Source organism: Pedococcus sp. P2_E2 (genome assembly GCF_056403955.1).
Genome location: NZ_JBFUEM010000006.1, coordinates 38,071 through 50,895 on the forward strand (window position 1 = coordinate 38,071; position 12,825 = coordinate 50,895).

The 12,825-nt window shown below is 70.5% G+C and carries 12 protein-coding genes and 2 tRNA genes; 8 read left to right on the forward strand and 6 right to left on the reverse strand.

Annotation, left to right across the window (positions count from 1 at the left end; genetic code table 11):
• The first annotated feature begins 10 nt into the window (after positions 1 to 10).
• From AC1DWR_RS13410 to AC1DWR_RS13420, 3 genes are all read left to right on the forward strand, one after another.
• Positions 11 to 562 (forward strand): mycothiol-dependent nitroreductase Rv2466c family protein, encoded by a 552-nt coding sequence (locus AC1DWR_RS13410; protein WP_477613402.1) that lies wholly within the window; start codon positions 11 to 13, stop codon positions 560 to 562.
• 10 nt (positions 563 to 572) lie between these two features.
• A complete protein-coding gene (locus AC1DWR_RS13415) occupies positions 573 to 1,040 on the forward strand; it encodes a ribose-5-phosphate isomerase (RefSeq protein ID WP_477612438.1) in 468 nt (155 codons plus the stop codon).
• A 126-nt stretch (positions 1,041 to 1,166) separates the two neighbouring features.
• Positions 1,167 to 2,264 (forward strand): PP2C family protein-serine/threonine phosphatase, encoded by a 1,098-nt coding sequence (locus AC1DWR_RS13420; RefSeq protein ID WP_477612439.1) that lies wholly within the window; start codon positions 1,167 to 1,169, stop codon positions 2,262 to 2,264.
• 27 nt (positions 2,265 to 2,291) lie between these two features.
• Here AC1DWR_RS13420 and AC1DWR_RS13425 read toward each other — a convergent pair whose 3' ends face one another.
• The gene (locus AC1DWR_RS13425; protein WP_477612440.1) at positions 2,292 to 2,798 is read right to left on the reverse strand and encodes a DUF4395 domain-containing protein; all 507 of its coding nucleotides are present in this window, start codon (positions 2,796 to 2,798) and stop codon (positions 2,292 to 2,294) included.
• 99 nt (positions 2,799 to 2,897) lie between these two features.
• On the opposite strand from AC1DWR_RS13425, the gene trmB reads away from it, so the two are divergent.
• Positions 2,898 to 3,581: a tRNA (guanine(46)-N(7))-methyltransferase TrmB gene (gene trmB, locus AC1DWR_RS13430; protein ID WP_477612441.1), complete on the forward strand. Its 684-nt coding sequence runs from the start codon at positions 2,898 to 2,900 to the stop codon at positions 3,579 to 3,581.
• 94 nt (positions 3,582 to 3,675) lie between these two features.
• Here trmB and AC1DWR_RS13435 read toward each other — a convergent pair.
• Positions 3,676 to 3,746 (reverse strand) — tRNA-Gly (locus AC1DWR_RS13435).
• An 85-nt stretch (positions 3,747 to 3,831) separates the two neighbouring features.
• Between AC1DWR_RS13435 and AC1DWR_RS13440 the strand changes: the two genes are divergently transcribed.
• Positions 3,832 to 3,905: transfer RNA gene (locus AC1DWR_RS13440), tRNA-Pro, on the forward strand.
• Positions 3,906 to 3,988: 83 nt separating this feature from the next.
• On the opposite strand, the gene AC1DWR_RS13445 is transcribed toward AC1DWR_RS13440, so the two are convergent.
• The 3 genes from AC1DWR_RS13445 to AC1DWR_RS13455 form a co-directional block, all read right to left on the reverse strand.
• Positions 3,989 to 4,963, reverse strand: coding sequence for a zinc metalloprotease (locus AC1DWR_RS13445; protein WP_477612442.1), 975 nt, complete (start codon positions 4,961 to 4,963; stop codon positions 3,989 to 3,991).
• Between the two features lie 140 nt (positions 4,964 to 5,103).
• The gene (locus tag AC1DWR_RS13450; RefSeq protein WP_477612443.1) at positions 5,104 to 6,552 is read right to left on the reverse strand and encodes a dihydrolipoyl dehydrogenase family protein; all 1,449 of its coding nucleotides are present in this window, start codon (positions 6,550 to 6,552) and stop codon (positions 5,104 to 5,106) included.
• Between the two features lie 111 nt (positions 6,553 to 6,663).
• Entirely contained in the window at positions 6,664 to 7,860 is a 1,197-nt protein-coding gene (locus AC1DWR_RS13455) for a S53 family peptidase (RefSeq protein WP_477612444.1), read from the reverse strand.
• A 459-nt stretch (positions 7,861 to 8,319) separates the two neighbouring features.
• Between AC1DWR_RS13455 and tig the strand changes: the two genes are divergently transcribed.
• Positions 8,320 to 9,666, forward strand: a complete 1,347-nt coding sequence (gene tig, locus AC1DWR_RS13460) for a trigger factor (protein ID WP_477612445.1) — start codon at positions 8,320 to 8,322, stop codon at positions 9,664 to 9,666.
• Between the two features lie 117 nt (positions 9,667 to 9,783).
• The gene (locus tag AC1DWR_RS13465; protein WP_477612446.1) at positions 9,784 to 10,248 is read left to right on the forward strand and encodes a hypothetical protein; all 465 of its coding nucleotides are present in this window, start codon (positions 9,784 to 9,786) and stop codon (positions 10,246 to 10,248) included.
• Positions 10,249 to 10,344: 96 nt separating this feature from the next.
• Here AC1DWR_RS13465 and AC1DWR_RS13470 read toward each other — a convergent pair whose 3' ends face one another.
• Positions 10,345 to 11,439, reverse strand: a complete 1,095-nt coding sequence (locus AC1DWR_RS13470) for a LacI family DNA-binding transcriptional regulator (protein ID WP_477624646.1) — start codon at positions 11,437 to 11,439, stop codon at positions 10,345 to 10,347.
• Between the two features lie 72 nt (positions 11,440 to 11,511).
• On the opposite strand from AC1DWR_RS13470, the gene AC1DWR_RS13475 reads away from it, so the two are divergent.
• Positions 11,512 to 12,810 carry an MFS transporter gene (locus tag AC1DWR_RS13475; protein ID WP_477612448.1) on the forward strand — a complete coding sequence of 433 codons (1,299 nt, stop codon included), beginning with the start codon at positions 11,512 to 11,514 and terminating at the stop codon, positions 12,808 to 12,810.
• Positions 12,811 to 12,825 lie beyond the last annotated feature (15 nt).

The following is a 12,825-nucleotide window of genomic DNA, read 5'->3' on the forward strand; positions in this document are numbered from 1 at the left end:
GTGGGCGTGGATGACCTCTCGCTGGGGCATGGAGGTCGAGCGGGTCCGCCCCGTCGACATCACCTGGTCGGTGATGAGCCTGTCCGTGCTCAACGAGGACCGAGACCTGCCCGACGGCTACCGCGAGATGATGGACCGCGGTTGGGGCCCGGTGCGCGTGATCATCGCCGCGGCCCGCGAGCACGGTGACAAGGTGATCAAGCCGCTCTACGACGCCATGGGCACCCGGATCCACCTTGAGGGCGAGCGCGACTACGCCAAGGTGATCGTCCCGGCACTCGAAGAGGTGGGCCTGCCGCCCGAGCTCGCTGACTTCGCCGACAGCGACCTCGTGGACGACGAGCTGCGCGCCAGCCACCAGCGCGCCATCGACCTGGTGGGCGACGAGGTCGGCACCCCGGTGATCGCGGTCGACGGCCAGGCCTTCTTCGGCCCTGTCGTGAGCCCGGCGCCCAAGGGTGAGGACGCCGGACGCCTCTGGGACGGTTGCGTCCTGGTCGCCTCGACTCCCGGGTTCTTCGAGCTCAAGCGGTCCCGCAACGTCGGCCCCATCTTCGACTGAGGAGCACACCATGCGCGTACACATCGGCGGCGACCACGCGGCATACGACCTGCTCGGCGAGCTGGTCACCTTCCTCGAGGCCGAGGGTCACGAGGTGACCAACCACGGGCCCCACACCCTGGATGCCGAGGACGACTACCCCGTCTTCGTGCTCCGGGCTGCCGAGGCCGTCGCGGCCGACCCCGAGTCGCTCGGTGTCGTGCTCGGAGGCTCCGGAAACGGTGAGCAGATGGCCGCCAACAAGGTCAAGGGCATCCGTGCGGCCCTGTGCTACAACGCCGAGCTTGCCACCCTCGCCCGTGAGCACAACAACGCCCAGGTCATCTCGATCGGCGGTCGGATGAACACGGTCGAGGAGGCCAAGGCGATGGTCGCTGCCTTCCTCGCCACCCCGTTCTCCGGCGCTCCACGGCACCAACGGCGGATCGACATGGTCAGCGCCTACGAGCACGACGGCACGCTGCCCCCGCAGCCCTGATCTGCGTGGATGATGCGCGCGACGGGGTGAGCTCCGACTACTGTTGACGGATGGGCTGGAACAGGGGCCGGCCCGCCCGCAGACGTCAAGGGTGCCCCCGCACCTGCCTTGCCGAAGGATCTCACCGTGGACATCGACAGGACGGTGCTAGCTCGCCGCTCCGTGATGTCCCGCGTCCAGCGCGGCCGGGTCAGGTTCGTGCGCTGGGGGCAGGCCGTCACCGCCATCGGCATCGTCGTCGTCACCGCGGGCCTGTGCTGGGCCATGGTGCGGTGGACGAACTACGTCCCGTTCTCGACCTACGTCCCGCTGGCCGTCCTCGCCGGACTGTTCCTCACCCCGAGGGTGCTGGCTGTCGTCGACGGCGCCATCCTCATCGCAGGTGGCTACACGATCTGGGAGAGGGAGATCACCCAGCCGGCCCTGTTGGGCGCCTATGCCGTCCTGACCCTCGTCATGATCATCATGTTCTCGGTCGCCACGTCGCGGGCCAGGCTCGGCGTGCAGGGAAACCTCGGCGAGTCGATGCTGGTCGACCTTCGCGACCGCCTGCGGACCCAGGGCGAGCTCCCCGAGCTGCCCGCCGGATGGGGAGCCGAGCTGTCGGTCCTGTCGGCCTACGGCGACTCCTTCTCCGGGGACTTCCTCGTCACGAGCAGGTCCGACGACGTCCTCGAGGTCGTGCTCGTCGACGTCTCGGGCAAGGGAATCGCAGCCGGCACCCGGTCGCTGTTGCTGTCCGGCGCGTTCGGCGGCCTGCTCGGGTCGATGCCCTACGACCGGTTCCTCCCGGCGGCGAACTCCTACCTGCTGCGCCAGGACTGGGAGGAGGGGTTCGCCACCGCGGCGCACGCCATGATCAACCTGACCACCGGTGAGTTCAGCCTCGGCTCCGCCGGGCACCCGCCGGGGGTGCGGTTCTCAGCCGGCTCGGGCCGGTGGGAGGTGCTCGAGGTCGAGGAGGGTCCCGTCCTAGGCGTCACCGAAGGCCCGGCCTTTCCGCGGATCCAGGGCCACCTGGGCCGTGGTGACGCGCTGCTGCTCTACACCGACGGAGTCATCGAGGTCCGCAACCGTGACCTGCGCGACGGGATCGACCGGATGCTCGGGACCGCTGAGCGGATGATCGGCAAGGGCTTCGAAGGCATGGCGGCCAAGATGTGCGCAGCCGCCCGTGCGGGCGAGACCGACGACCGGGCTGCCGTGCTCGTCTGGAGACGCTGAACAACCAGGCGGGTCACGGCCCGACCCTCACCCCGCCGCGGTGGCTGCCTGGCGCTGGGCGGCGCGGCGGGTGATGTCGGCGCACTCGATGCAGACCGACTCGGGAATCACACCCAGCCGCATCAACCAGCCGAACACGATGCACCCCACACACACCCCGGCAAGGGCCTCCAACGCGGGGAAGACCACCATCACGACGCCGATCAGCACCACCGGAACGCTCGTGCCGGCGAGCCACAGGATGGTGGCTGCCGAGGTGAACGCCGCGCCCACGGCCGCGGCGAACCGCTTGGGTGGTCCGGCGGTGTACCGCGGCGTGGCGGACACCCTTGGCCGGACCCAGCGGTTCACGAGGATCGCCACGGGGCTGGCCGACGGCCCCCAGCCGGTGCGGAGCACGAAGTCCACCGCGAGCACGGCATACAGCCACCACTGATGCGCGGCGAGGGCGACGACACCCAGCACGAGGACGACGGCCGCGATGAGGCGCACGGTGACGTCGTCGACGATGTTGGGGAACCGGGAGATACGCATGTAGACATTATGGGTTACATAAGTGCTGGTTATCCATCGCTGTGTCGCAGGTCAAGACGCGGCGCTGCCGCCGCGTCCCAGGCTGCCTAGGCTGGTGCAGTGGACGGTGTCGTGGAGGGTGACGTGAAGGGCGACGGACGGGTGCGTTCCTACAACGCGCGCCGGGGTCGCCTCTCGGCGCTCACCCTCGAACGCATGGCAGTCCTCGGCCCCCGTCACTCGATCGCGGCGGACGGGCCCCTGGTCGCCCAGGAGGCCTTCGGTCGGGTCGCCCCGGTCGTGCTGGAGATCGGCTGCGGCCACGGAGCAGCGGCGCTCGCCTACGCCGCCACCCACCCGGCGCACGACCTGCTCGCGGTCGACGTCTTCACCCCGGCCCTGGCACGGATGCTGGCCGAGGCGGACCGACGCGGCCTGACCAACCTGTGGATGCACCGCGGTGACGCCGTGGAGCTGCTGGCGCAGCGGGTTGGCGTCGCGTCGCTGGCCGGGATCCACGTCTTCTTCCCCGACCCGTGGCCCAAGGCCAAGCACGCCAGGAGGCGCTTCATCTCCCGCGAGACGCTGGACCTCATCGCTTCGCGGCTGGCCCCCGGTGGCAGCCTGCTCGTGGCCACCGACCACGACGGGTATGCCGCGCACGTGCGGTCGGTGTTCGCGGCGCGGGGCGGGTTCGAGGTGACCGAGGGTGAGCGACCGCCGTGGCGGCCGACCGACGGCTTCGAGGCCAAGGGGCTGGAAGCCGGACGACGGGTGAGCGAGTTCCGCGCGACCCCGCGTTGACACCCGGGACGCTGAACTGGGGAAGAGCACGACCCGTTGGCACGGGAAGGCCCTCGCGCCCCGGGGTGGATCCCGGGACACGAGGGCCTGACTGAGCGGGCGACGAGAATCGAACTCGCGTAGCTAGTTTGGAAGACTAGGGCTCTACCATTGAGCTACGCCCGCGTGGACCGGCCGCCGTCGGGGCGTCAGGTCCGAGGCGTTAGCCTAATGCCCGCGATCGTGTGGCCAGAAATCGGCTCGCCGTCGACGGGGTATGGCGCAGGTTGGTAGCGCGTCCGCTTTGGGAGCGGAAGGCCGCCGGTTCAAATCCGGCTACCCCGACAAACAGCCAAGCCTGCGCAGGCTGCTGCCGGGGGAGCCGGATCAGGGGGCCGGGTCAGGGAGCCAGGGACCCCACTGACCGATCAGCCCTTGCCGCCTCCAGCGCGGAACTGCTGCCAGGCATCGCTCATCCGGTCGGCCTGGCCCTGCGTGAACATGTTCATGCAGGAGTCCTGCGAGTAGTCCATGAAGTTGTGGATCGGGTCGACCCCCGGCGCGGTGCAGGTGTCGGCGCCCACTGGGCAGTCGAACTGCGGGATCGCCTCGGGCGCTGTGTCAGCCACCCAGTCGCCGTTCGCGGCGCATCCGTGGGCGAAGGTGTGCTCGAGCATCAGCCAGTGGCCGGACTCGTGGGTGAGGGTGTCGCCCCCGGTGTACTTCGTGTAGCCCAGTCCTGTCCCGCCAGGCATCGACTCGGCCATCATGACCACGCCGTCGATGTAGTCGCGGCCGTTGTTGTAGCCCTTGGGGAAGTACGCCCAGCCGAGCAGGCCGCCACCCTGGGTCCCGTAGACGTTCAGGGTCGTGGCGTCACCGGTGTACAGCGCCCTCTTCATGTCGCGCTCAGCACCGCTGCCGGGGACTGCCGCGTACCACGCCGGGTTGGTCGTCCAGGTCGTGTCGACCAGCCGGAAGCGGAAGGGGGTGTCGGCTGCGTCGGAGGCCGTCGCGCCGGAGTACGAGTCGTTGAGCACCTTCATCTGGGCGGCAATGAGCTTCTGCCAGCGCGCCTTCTCCGCCGCGGTGAAGGCATCCTTGTCGACCATGTGGAAGACGGTGTCGATGCGCACACTGCCGTCGGCCAGGGTGGGCAGGTCATTGAGGACTCCGTAGGCGTTGGCCTCGTTCTTGGGGTAGAGCGCGGGCTCGGCGGCGGTGGAGCCGGGCTTGACCCTCGCGCCGCTGGCTCCGGCGTCGGCTGAACCGGGCAGGCAGGCGGCGACACCGGGTGAGGTGACAGCGGCTGCGTTCACGCTGGCAGCCGTGCCACCGCCCAGGAGGGCGAGCGCGCCGGCGGCGGTCAGTACGGCCAGGCGGAACGGGGTGCGGATACGCATGGATGTTCCCTTCGACAGATGAGCCCCGTCGTGCGGTGACGTGGGGTTTTGTGGACGTTACCCGGCGAAATGTCCCGGCGGGACGTACCGATGACGGAGAATTTCCTTCGACGCGGGAGGCGAACGGTGCCGCACGACGGTCACAGGCCGTACTCCTCCAGCAGGCGCAACCAGATCTCGCTCATGGTGGGATACGAGGGCACCGCGTGCCACAGGGACGTGAGCGGCACCTTCCCGACGATCGCCACGGTGGCCGCGTGGACGAGGTCGGCGACGTCCTGCCCGACGAACGTGGCCCCGACGAGGACGCCGCCGTCCTCGTCGACCACGATCCGCGCCTGGCCCTGGTAGCCCTCCGCCTGCAGCCCCGGACCTGCGGCCGAGTCCATCGGCAGGTCCACGACCCGGACTCGTAGCCCGCGTTCCCGCGCCTGCTCCTCGGTGAGACCCACGGAGGCCACCTCCGGGTCGGTGAAGACCACCTGGGGTGACCCCACAGCCACTGCCCACGGCGTGGTCCGGGTGGGGTCGGGCTCGCGCCCGGCCGCACGGGCGCCGACGAGGTCGCCGACCGCGCGGGCCTGGTACTTCCCCATGTGTGTGAGGAGGACCTGACCGTTGACGTCGCCCACGGCATACAGCCACGGCTGGTCGCCGGGGACGCCCTCGACCTCCATCTGCTCCGTGACCTGGACGTATCCCTCGTCGTCGAGCTGGCCGCCGACCGCCTCGACGCCGAGGGACTCGGTCGCGGGGGTCCGGCCGACGGCCACGAGGAGCTCGTCGGCGATGACGCTCGTGCCACTGGACAGCTCCACGGTGATCTCGCCGGTCGGTCCGAGTCGGGAGACGGACTCCGCCTTGGTCCCGAGCCGGAGGTCGACGCCGTCACGCTCGAGGGCTTCGGCGACCGCCTGGCCCGCGAAGGCTTCGTTGCCGCCCAGCAGTCCGTCGTTGATCTCGATCATGGTCACGGTCGAACCGAGTGCGGCGTAGACCTGGGCGAGCTCGCAGGCGACCACACCCCCGCCGAGCACCGCGAGCCGCTCGGGGATGCGCCGACTCGTCGTGGCTTCCCGGTTGGTCCACGGTCTCGACTCACGAAGGCCCGGGATCGGCGGGACGGTGGGAGCCGTGCCGGTGGCCAGGATCACCGCGTGACGGGCCCGGATGGTGCGGCCGTCGACCTCCACGGTGCGCTCGGCGACCAGGCGGCCCTCACCGCGCAGGAGGGTGATGCCCACGTGGTCGAGCCAGCCGACCTGACCGCTGTCGTCGAAGGTGTCGCTGGTGCCCACCCTGTTGACCCACGAGTCCCGGCGGGCGAGCACTCCTTGCGGGTCGAGGTGGGCGCCCTCGGAGCCCTGCACCCGCTGCGAGGCCCGGGTGGCGTGGATCGGCCGCAGCAGTGCCTTGCTGGGGGAGCAGGCGTAGAAGCTGCACTCACCGCCCACGAGGTGCTTCTCGATGATCGCAACCGTCAGTCCGGCCTTGTGAGCGCGGTCGGCAGCGTTCTCGCCCACGGCGCCGGCCCCGACGACGATGACGTCCCACTCCTGCGGCGCGTCGGACACGCTCTGATCTGGCATGTCCTCAACGTAGACGGCGAGTCCGAGGAGTGCTCGGCGGCGGGATGTGGGCCCCGGCCGCGACGGCCCCGGGGGATGGTCCCCCGGGGCCGTCGGCGTGACTGGTCAGGGTCAGAACGCTGAGGTGCCGTTCGGGGTGCCCAGACCGGTGGGGCCGTCCCAGCCGGCCTTGGCGGTGCACCAGGAGGCGCACGTCCCGTTGGATCCCGAGGTCACGTCGAACAGGCCCGCCGGGTTGGCGTACGGCAGCGTGTTCGCAGAACCGGCGGTGTTGCCGCTCAGCGCGTAGACCGAGGCGACGATCGGCGCCGACAGGCTGGTGCCGCCGTACTGGGCCCACGAGGACGAGGTCCTCGACGTCGGGGCGTACGTGGCCAGTCCGGTCGCCGGGTCGGCCACGGCAGAGACGTCCGCGATGGCACGACCGCTGCAGCTGGTCATCGCCGAGGTCTGACCGGCCGGTGCGGCGTTGAGGGTGGTGCAGCCCGAGCCGGCTCCGTTCCACGCCGACTCCGACCACCCGCGGGCGCTGGAGTCCTTGACCAGGGAGGTCCCCCCGATGGCCGTCACGTAGTGCGAGGACGCGGGGAAGCTGCCGCCCTGGTACCCGTTGTCACCGGTCGACGCGGTCACGGCGATGCCGGGGTGGTTGTATGCCGCGCCGTACGAGCTGTCGGGAAGGTCACCTCCGCCGTAGCTGTTCGAGATGGCTGCGACGCCGGGCTGCTGGGCCGCGGTGTTCACGGCCGCCCCGAGGTCGGTGAGGCTGGCGCTGTTGGCCTGGACCAGGACGATCTTGCAGCCCGGGCAGGTCGCCGACACGGCGTCGAGGTCGAGTGCCTGCTCGCCGGCCCAGCCGACGTTGAAGCGGGGCAAGGACGTCCCGCCCGTCTGGTTGATGATGCGCAGACAGCCGTTGGCGGTGGTGCAGGCGGACAGGCCCCACTGGGCGCGGTAGACGCCGAGGTCGCGCTCCGCGTTCGGGTAGCCGTAGGCGTCGACGATCGCGACCGTCCGACCGCCGGCGGGCAGCCCGGTCACCTTGTAGGCGCTCTGGATGTCGGTGGGGGTCTTGCCCGAGATCGCATGAGGCGTGACCACCGCGCCCGCGGTGCTGACCGCCCGACCGCTGGCGTCGACCAGCTTGAGTGCGTGGCACGCCGCGACCGTGGGCGAGCTGGGGGTCGCGCACACGCGTTGGGCGTGGGCGCTGGGGGAGGGGGCTGCCGAAGCGGCGGTGACCGCGGTCGTGACGAGCCCCAGGGATGCCGAGGCCGCCAACGCGACAGAGAGGATCTGCGTACGCATACGAGGTGTCTCCTGACATGGAAGGGGGCGGCCACTACCGCCCCACGCGTCGAAAGACTCACGGCGAAGGCCTGGTCTGGCAATGGATGTTTGCGGCCAAAGCGGTTGCAGGGGAAGAAATGGGATGACGGTGGGACGGCAGTGGGATGCCGCAGGGAGATCCTTGACGCAAAGTCGTGACGGATGTCATGGGCGCCCGGGCGAGCGGTGTGGCCGCGAGCCCACGCGGCATACTCCTGAGGCTGGTGTGCCGCCGGTTCGGAGCGTGGGCGCGCAGCGGCTACGATGAGGCGTTGGCCCGGTCGCCGCCTGTCACAGCCGGCGCAGCGGGCCTTCGCATTGCCCCACCGTGAGGTGACGGGCAGTGCCCCGCACCAGGGGCACGCCCAGCACCAGCGCAGAAGCACCCACGCCCAACACGTACGCATCACGCCCCCCACGACCTTGGAGTATCCCGCAGTGAAGAGTGCCGTCGAGACCCTCAACCCGACCCGGGTCAAGCTGACCGTCGAGGTGCCGTTCGAGGAGCTCAAGCCGAGCCTCGACGCCGCCTACGCCACCATCGGCTCGCAGATCCAGGTGCCCGGATTCCGCAAGGGCAAGGTTCCCTCGCGCATCATCGACCAGCGGGTCGGTCGCGGCGCGGTCCTGCAGGAGGCCGTCAACGAGGCGCTGCCGCAGTTCTACGGCCAGGCCGTCGAGGAGAACAAGGTCCGTCCGATCGGGCAGCCCGAGGTCGACGTGACCGAGGTGCCGGCCGAGGACGGCCAGGAGCTCAAGTTCACCGTCGAGGTCGACGTGCGTCCCGAGGTGCAGCTCCCCGACGACTTCAGCGGGATCACCGTCGAGGTCGACGAGGCCAAGGCGTCCAATGAGGACGTCGAGGCCCGGCTCATCGCGCTGCAGGAGCGGTTCGGCACCCTCAAGGGTGTCGAGCGCCCCGTCGAGAACGGTGACTTCGTCTCCATCGACCTCAAGGCCACGATCGGCGAGGACGAGATCGACTCCGTGACCGGCATCTCCTACGAGGTCGGCTCGGGCAACATGCTCGACGGGCTCGACGAGGCGCTGACCGGGATGGCAGCCGAGGAGACCAAGTCCTTCACGGCGCCCCTCGCCGGTGGCGACCGCGAGGGCGAGGACGCCGACGTGGTCGTGACCGTGCAGTCGGTCAAGGTCCGCGAGCTGCCTCCGCTCGACGACGACTTCGCCCAGTTGGCGTCGGAGTTCGACACCCTCAAGGAGCTGCGCGAGGACGTCACCAAGCAGGCCGACCAGGCCGCCAGGTTCGAGCAGGGCGTCCAGGCCCGCGACAAGGTGCTCGAGCACCTCCTCGACACCATCGACATCCCGGTGCCGGACGGCGTCGTGGAGGCCGAGGTCAACCAGCACCTCGAGGGCGAGAACCGCCTCGAGGACGCCGAGCACCGTGCCGAGGTCGACGCCAACACCCGCAAGGCGCTCAAGGCCCAGTTCCTCCTCGACGCGATCGCGGAGAAGACCGAGGTCAAGGTCGAGCAGCCCGAGCTCATCGAGTACCTCGTCATGTCCGCCCAGCAGTACGGCATGGACCCGAACCAGTTCGCCCAGGCCATCGACCAGCAGGGTCAGGTGCCCGCGATGGTGGCCGAGGTCGCTCGTCGCAAGGCGCTCGCCGCCGTCCTCGAGCAGGCCACGGTCGTCGACACGGCCGGCCAGCCGGTGGACCTCAACGAGGTCACGGCCACCGACGTCGCCTCGCAGCTGTTCGAGGGTGACCACGAGGGCCACGACCACGGCGACCACGAGGGTCACGACCACGCCTGATCGAGTCAGAACGGGGTCATAACAACCCATAACGTATGCCGCTCAGCCCTTCATAGGGTGAGCGGCATACGTCATTTGGGTGACCCGCATCAGCGCCGCCACACCGGACCATGAGGCATGGACATCAACTCCTTCCACAAGCTGCGGACCGCGGTGCAGGAGAACGCCCACCCGGCGGACCAGCTCGCGACCACCAGGCTTCGCCACGCGCTGCACGCAGCCCTCAATGCGAGCGGGTTGTTCGACGAGGTCGAGTTCGGGCACACCGAGGACCCGACCCAGCTGGTGATCGGGGTCTGCCGCTGCGCCGACGACGTGCTGCCGTGGGAGGCGGGCATGGGGGTCGAGCGGCTCTGGCTGTCCGTGGCCACCGACGTGCCGTGGGAGGCCCACACGATCGGGTGCACCGACAGCCTCATGGAGTTCGAGGGGGCGGTCACCGTGGACGACAGTGGCCACTTCATCACGGTCCACGTGGTGGCAGAGCCGTCTGCCACGACCATGGACGCCATCGTGGCCCGCCGGGCCGCCGACGAGGCAGCGGCGCCGGTCGGCGCCGAGTCAGAGCCCGCCCGCGGCTGAGCAGCCGGCGACCGAGCAGCCGGCGACCGAGCAGCCGGCGACCGAGCAGCCCGCGACCGAGCAGCCCGCGACCGAGCCGCCGGCGACCGAGCCGGCTCAGCGGGACGCAGGCRGAGCGGTCGTCGTCCCGATCCGCAGGTCGGTCGGTTGCACCGCGTCGTCGGGGCGCTGGCCGTCGAGCAGCTGACGCAACATCTCGCCCATCAGCCGACCCTTGGCGAGGCCGTGCTGGTCGATGGTGGTGAGCGTGCCCGCGAACCACGGCAGCTCGACCCCGTCGAACCCGGTCACGCTGAGGTCGCCGGGAACGCTCAGGCCGAGCTCTCCCGCGGCGCGCACGACACCCATCGCGAGCAGGTCCGACTGGGCCACGATCGCCGTGGGACGCTGCGCTGGGGGGAGGTCCAGGAGCAGCCGTGCCGCTATCGCGCCCTGCTCCACGTCGGGGATGGCAGTCTGCGCGAGGCGCGGCGTCGCGGGGGTGTCGGTGCTGTCCGCCCCGAAGACGTCCAGGAAACCGAGTGCGCGGTCCCTCGTGTCAGCGAACCCCGCCGTGGCCACGTCGTCCCACGAAGCGGGACCGGTGGGGGAGTCATGCCGCAGCGGCATCATCAGGTGCGCCACGCGCCGGTGCCCCAGGTCGGTCAGGTGACGCCCCAGCGCCGCCGTGGCGCCGCGGTTGTCCAGGGAGAGCTGGGCGACGCGTGGGTCGGCGGGAGACCCGTCCCCCAGCATGGGTATGCCGCGTGCCGCCAGGTGGTCCACCGCAGGGTTGCTGTCGGGGCCGCACAACGAGAAGACGACGGCATCGAGGGCCGTCGCGGACAGCTGGGTGATCGCGCGTTCGGGGGTGCCTGCGGGCTGGGCGATCAGGAGCATCCCAGCCGGGATCTCGTCGAGCACCTGGGAGAGGCCGTCGAGCACGCTGACGGCGAACGGGTCGCGGAACGCGTGCAGCAGCCGACCCTCGACGACCACGCCCACGACCCCGGACCGGCCCTGACGCAGCGACGACGCGAGGGGGTCCGGCCCGGCATACCCGAGCTGCTCCGCTGCGGCGAGAACGCGCGCCACCGTGCCGGGTGCCACCGGGCCCTTGCCGCTGAAGGCGAGGGAGGCTGTCGACGTCGAAACCCCGGCAGCCTGCGCGACGGCGCGCAGGGTCGGTCGAAGTTGACGGGCGCGACTCATGGGGTAGACACTATCGAATCGATTCGACCGAATCGATTCGATCGCTCCGAAACCATCCCGAAAGAGCATGCAGTGACCCAGCCGACCGCCCCCGACACCGCCCGTGGGGCCACCCCGTCGACCACCGCTTCGACCACCGCTTCGACCACCTCAACCACGGCCCGGGCCATCCAGGCCCGCAACGCCGTCTTCGTGGTCTTTGCGTTGGCCGGCATCGCCTTCGCGACCTTCGCGTCGCGGATCGCGGACAGCAAGGTCCAGCTGGGGCTCACCGCCGGTGAGCTGGGGCTGACCCTGTTCGCGGCGTCCGCAGGCTCGCTCGCGGCGCTGCCCTCGGCGGGTCGCATCGCGGGCAGGTTGGGTGCGTCCCGGACCATCCAGCTGGGCATGGTCTTCGGTTTTGCCGGTCTGGTCGTGATCGCCGCAGCCGTCGACCTGTTCGAGTCGCGCTGGGTCATGGCCGTCGGCCTCTACCTGCTCGGCATGGGCGTCGGGGTCTGGGACGTCGCGATGAACCTCGAGGGTGCGGCGGTCGAACGGCTGCTCGGCAGGACCGTCATGCCGCACTTCCATGCCGCGTTCTCCGGGGGCACCGTCCTGAGTGCACTGGTCGGCGCAGGGATGTCGTGGGGCCATGTCCCCCTGCTCGTGCACTTCGTCGGCGCCATCGCCCTGTCCGCGGTTCTCGGGATCTGGGCCCTGCGTTCCTTCCTGCCCCGCGAGGCCGAGGTCTCGGACCCGGACCAGTCGACGGACGCATCGCCTGCCAAGGCCCGGCCCCGTTCGGCGTGGCTCGAGCCGCGCACCCTGATGATCGGTCTCGTGGTCCTGGCGGCTGCGTTCACCGAAGGCACCGCCAACGACTGGATCTCGGTCGCCTTCGTCGAGGGTCACGGCGTCCCGGCCTGGGCGGGCGTGCTCGCCTTCGCCTCGTTCCTGGCCTTCATGACCCTCGGCCGGCTGGTCGGGACGCGGTTGCTCGACACCTACGGTCGCGTCCCGGTGCTGCGCGTCACCTTCGCCCTGGCTGCGGTCGGTTCACTCATGGTGATCTTCGGGCCGGCCTGGATGGCCTACGCCGGTACCGCCGTGTGGGGCGTCGGCGCGTCGCTGGGCTTCCCCGTGGGGATGAGCGCCTCGGCGGACGACCCCGCCCGCGCCGCTGCCCGCATGTCGGTTGTCGCGACGATCGGCTACACCGCCTTCATCGCCGGACCGCCCATGCTCGGCTTCCTCGGCGACCACTTCACGGTGCTCCGCGCCCTGATCGCCGTCACGGGCATGGTCGCGCTCGCCATGCTCGTCATCCCGGCCACCCGCGAGCTGGCGCGCGTCCGCGCGTCCGAGCCGGTGAGCCCTCCCTCAGCTTGAGTGCTGTGCGCTCAG

What these genes read in the sequence shown, in the direction of transcription:
- AC1DWR_RS13410 (WP_477613402.1), top strand. Translation starts at nt 11, where the DNA reads ATGACCTCTCGCTGGGGCATGGAGGTCGAGCGGGTCCGCCCCGTCGAC.
- AC1DWR_RS13415 (WP_477612438.1), top strand. Translation starts at nt 573, where the DNA reads ATGCGCGTACACATCGGCGGCGACCACGCGGCATACGACCTGCTCGGC.
- AC1DWR_RS13425 (WP_477612440.1), bottom strand. Translation starts at nt 2,798, where the DNA reads ATGCGTATCTCCCGGTTCCCCAACATCGTCGACGACGTCACCGTGCGC.
- AC1DWR_RS13445 (WP_477612442.1), bottom strand. Translation starts at nt 4,963, where the DNA reads ATGCGTATCCGCACCCCGTTCCGCCTGGCCGTACTGACCGCCGCCGGC.
- AC1DWR_RS13450 (WP_477612443.1), bottom strand. Translation starts at nt 6,552, where the DNA reads ATGCCAGATCAGAGCGTGTCCGACGCGCCGCAGGAGTGGGACGTCATC.
- AC1DWR_RS13455 (WP_477612444.1), bottom strand. Translation starts at nt 7,860, where the DNA reads ATGCGTACGCAGATCCTCTCTGTCGCGTTGGCGGCCTCGGCATCCCTG.
- AC1DWR_RS13465 (WP_477612446.1), top strand. Translation starts at nt 9,784, where the DNA reads ATGGACATCAACTCCTTCCACAAGCTGCGGACCGCGGTGCAGGAGAAC.